The following is a 3488-nucleotide window of genomic DNA, read 5'->3' on the forward strand; positions in this document are numbered from 1 at the left end:
AGGTGCTGTAGATGCATTCTATGGTAAGGCGGCTTTAGAAGAGGTAGAGGTCGAGGTACCAAGAGTAACCGTAGAAGAAAAGATTACAGAGCATGTAACAAAATAAAAGGTGAATTGGAGCTGTGAATGAACAAATGTGGAAAACAGACAATAAAGAACTAATAATTAAAAAACTAACGGTCTCAGAACTTCAAGCTCTTGATATAACAGAAGGTTTTACATGGATCAAGTCTTCCGGTGAGAAGGGAAAGTTAGAGCTGAGGAAGATATTCAGAAAAAAGCTAAAAGAAGGAGCTGAAATCTTAGTATTAGTCGAAAAAAATAAAATAGTTGGCTTTGCAATCATAGATAATTGGGCTAACATGCCACACCCTAAAGCTCTCAATGCGTTGGAAATCGCTCAACCCTACAGAGGAAAAGGCTTTGTCAATATTCTTGTGCAAAGAATTATCAAGGAATGGCATAATATCTTAGCTTTAATGCCTTCTTATAACTCAGATTTGGTAGAAGTAGATACACCAATAGTACAAGTAGAAAAAAAGGTAAAAAAGTCTATAGCTATTTAAACTGAGCTATAGACTTTACAAAATTATAAAGTTTGATAGAAGCTTTAAATGAACTACCCCATCCATTTTCAAATACTATTAGCATAATTTTAAAATCTTAAATTTATAAACTATGCTAGCATAAACGTCAAGCAATACCGAAATAAACGCATATGAAGGATGGGAATATCGAATGGAGACTACAGCATACTGGCAGCTTATAAAACCCAGAATCACTTTTGCTGTTCTTTCTCTCTACATTTTATCTCTATTTATAAGTAGATCAGGGGAATTAAAAATAGAAAGTCTATTAGGTGCCCTATCGGTTTTTATATCAGTAGCTGGCTCAAATGCCCTTAACAGTCACATAGATCGAGACATCGATCAAATTATGGCTCGAACAAAGCGTAGACCAATCCCCTCGAGAAAGATAAAAGCAAGAGATGCTCTCGTGTTTGGTATACTATTGATTTTTATCTCGTTTATACTGATTTCCTTTTTAGGCAATCTTCCTATCTTCTTCTTATTTTTAGGTCTATTTAGCTATATTATAGTGTATACGCTATTTCTTAAAAGGAAGAGCATTCTAAATGTTTTTGCCACAGCCCCTGCTATTGCTACTCCTGTATGGTTGGGTTGGATAATCGGTAGAGGAACACTTGATTTCCAAGGATTACTAATGAGTTTCCTTGTAATGCTTTGGGGACCACTTCACCTTTGGAGTTTAGCGACAACTTTCGCTAAGGATTATCAAAAAGTTAATATCCCAATGTTACCTTTAATGATTGGTAGAAAAAAAGCATATTGGCTTATTTTTATATTATCAATCGCCCTTAGTTTTACATCGATTCTAATGTTCTTTCTAGGTTATTATGGATTAGTTTATTTGATTGGTTCAAGTATACTTAATACTATACTTATCTTCTTAAATATAAGTGCCGTTTTTCGTCCTACTGCTCGAATAGGTTGGTATATATATAAATTCTCAGCTCCCTATATAGGCGGATTATTCCTTTTGGCCATTTTTTAACAATAATAAGAATTGAGTTATTAAAATTAACAGTATAATAATAATATCATATTTTAATATATACCAATATCTTAAAATAATAACTATGATATATCGGTAAATGATGTGAATACATATGGAAGGTCGAAAAGTTCAAAGAGTTGGACATTCTTCGTTAGCTGTCTCATTACCAAGTGATTGGGCGAAGAAGGCTGACATTAAACCAGGCGATTTGGTTTTTATCACGTCCCAAGATGACGGCTCTCTGAAGTTGATTCCAAGTACCTTAGCTGAAAAGCAAGTTAAGGTTGAAGAGGTTATCGTTAATTCAAAGTTATGTGAAGAGGAGGGAATGTTAGAAAGGATCATAGTAGGGAATTACATTCTAGGCCGTGACGTGATAAGAGTTGTAGCCCCCTTGCGTTTAAATAATTCCCATCTTAATGAGATACGAGGTATTTTGCCAAAACTTATGGGATTAGGTATTATAGAAGAAACCCCAAATCAAGTCATTCTTCAATGCTCTATAGATCCAACAAAATTCCCGATAAATAGAGCAATCTTAAGATTATACATAATTTCTTCTCTAATGCAAAAGGAAGCTATCAAAGCGCTTGTCGATGGTGATTTAGAGTTAGCAAGGGAAGTAATAAACCGTGAAAATGAGGCAGATACAATTTACTACCTTATACTTCGGCTACTATGTTTTATGGAACAAGAAAAGATGACTGGGAAAAAAGGCCCTAGTCCTTTAATGGTTTTAGATTATAGAGTTATTGCACAATATCTCGAGAGGATTGCTGATTGGGCGGACTTAATCGCAAGAAATTTGCTGGGTATTGAAAATCATATAAATAAAATTGATGAATCGCTAATTAATGAGATCGAGAAATTAAATAATTTAGCCTCTAACATATGTTATAATGCTATAACGAGCATATCAAAAAGCAATATAAAACTTGCCAATGAAGCAGTTAAGGAATATAAGCAGATCATCAAACCTGAAGAAGAAAGATTGATTGAAAAAGTTCTTTGTTGCGAAGTTGAAGCATATGTAGCATGTCGTTTAAGATTAATTATATATGACATTAGAAGGATAGCGGAGTTAGGCTCAGAAATAGCCCAAATAGCAATAAACAGAGTCCTTGAGAAATCGAGTAAGATTTGTGAAATATATTGATCTTATAACTATATAATAAACTGCTGTTTTCTTTTTATATTTAGTAAATAGTAATAAGTAAAATATGAAGAATGCGTTTATATTACAGATTTTCATAATGAGTAAAATGATTACATTTGAGTGGTAGAGCACAATTAATCATTGCTGAGACAGTTAGGGGGGATATAGGCATTGTAAGGGTTGATCAGGCTACTATGACATACATTGGTGTAAAACCGGGTGATGAGATCGATATTTTTGGGGAAATATTAAGTGAGGCTCAAATTAGAGCCAAAGTTATGCAGACTGCCCAAAAAGACGAAGGAAAGGGCATTATACGAATAGCAAAAGACAAGATGATAGAAGGAAATTTTAAAGTTGGTATGAAAGTTATTGTTTATAAGTCATGGATCGAAACTTTGAAACTTGCACTATCTCTCCAAAAATCAAATAGGATGTGGGTAGAAATAGAGGCTCCAGAGATGGTAACTGAAACGCCGAGTGTAATTACCGAAAAAAAGTGAAAAGATATTATATTCCTGAATTCATCTTATTTTACTATGGTGATTTGTTCTGTTAACTAGAAATGATCTTATCGAGAAGTATTCTGATGTTAAATGGATTTCTCCTTATCAAAAGATAATTGCAATGGCAGACATAGAGTCAGGCATTGTCGAAGTTCATGAGTTCCACGCAAGGGGCAAGTGTATAGGAGGCTCTGCTTGGGAGATACATCATTATCCACTTGGGAGTAATTTAGTTTTAAAGGCTAGGA

4 protein-coding genes are annotated in these 3488 nt (G+C 34.1%); all 4 read left to right on the forward strand.

From position 1 onward, the window contains the following. Positions 1–122: 122 nt before the first annotated feature. The 4 genes from L6N96_06670 (at position 123) to L6N96_06685 (ending at position 3237) form a co-directional block, all read left to right on the forward strand. On the forward strand, positions 123–566 hold the full coding sequence (locus tag L6N96_06670; protein MCP8323839.1) for a GNAT family N-acetyltransferase: 444 nt from the start codon (positions 123–125) through the stop codon (positions 564–566). A 172-nt stretch (positions 567–738) separates the two neighbouring features. After that, positions 739–1575, forward strand: coding sequence for a protoheme IX farnesyltransferase (locus L6N96_06675; GenBank protein MCP8323840.1), 837 nt, complete (start codon positions 739–741; stop codon positions 1573–1575). Positions 1576–1690: 115 nt separating this feature from the next. After that, the gene (locus L6N96_06680) at positions 1691–2734 is read left to right on the forward strand and encodes a phosphate uptake regulator PhoU (GenBank protein MCP8323841.1); all 1044 of its coding nucleotides are present in this window, start codon (positions 1691–1693) and stop codon (positions 2732–2734) included. A 116-nt stretch (positions 2735–2850) separates the two neighbouring features. Continuing rightward, positions 2851–3237 carry a hypothetical protein gene (locus tag L6N96_06685; protein MCP8323842.1) on the forward strand — a complete coding sequence of 129 codons (387 nt, stop codon included), beginning with the start codon at positions 2851–2853 and terminating at the stop codon, positions 3235–3237. Positions 3238–3488 lie beyond the last annotated feature (251 nt).

The sequence above is a fragment of the Candidatus Methylarchaceae archaeon HK02M2 genome, assembly GCA_024256165.1.
Classification (GTDB): Archaea; Thermoproteota; Nitrososphaeria; order Nitrososphaerales; family JACAEJ01; genus HK02M2.

What these genes read in the sequence shown, in the direction of transcription:
- L6N96_06675 (MCP8323840.1), top strand. Translation starts at nt 739, where the DNA reads ATGGAGACTACAGCATACTGGCAGCTTATAAAACCCAGAATCACTTTT.
- L6N96_06680 (MCP8323841.1), top strand. Translation starts at nt 1,691, where the DNA reads ATGGAAGGTCGAAAAGTTCAAAGAGTTGGACATTCTTCGTTAGCTGTC.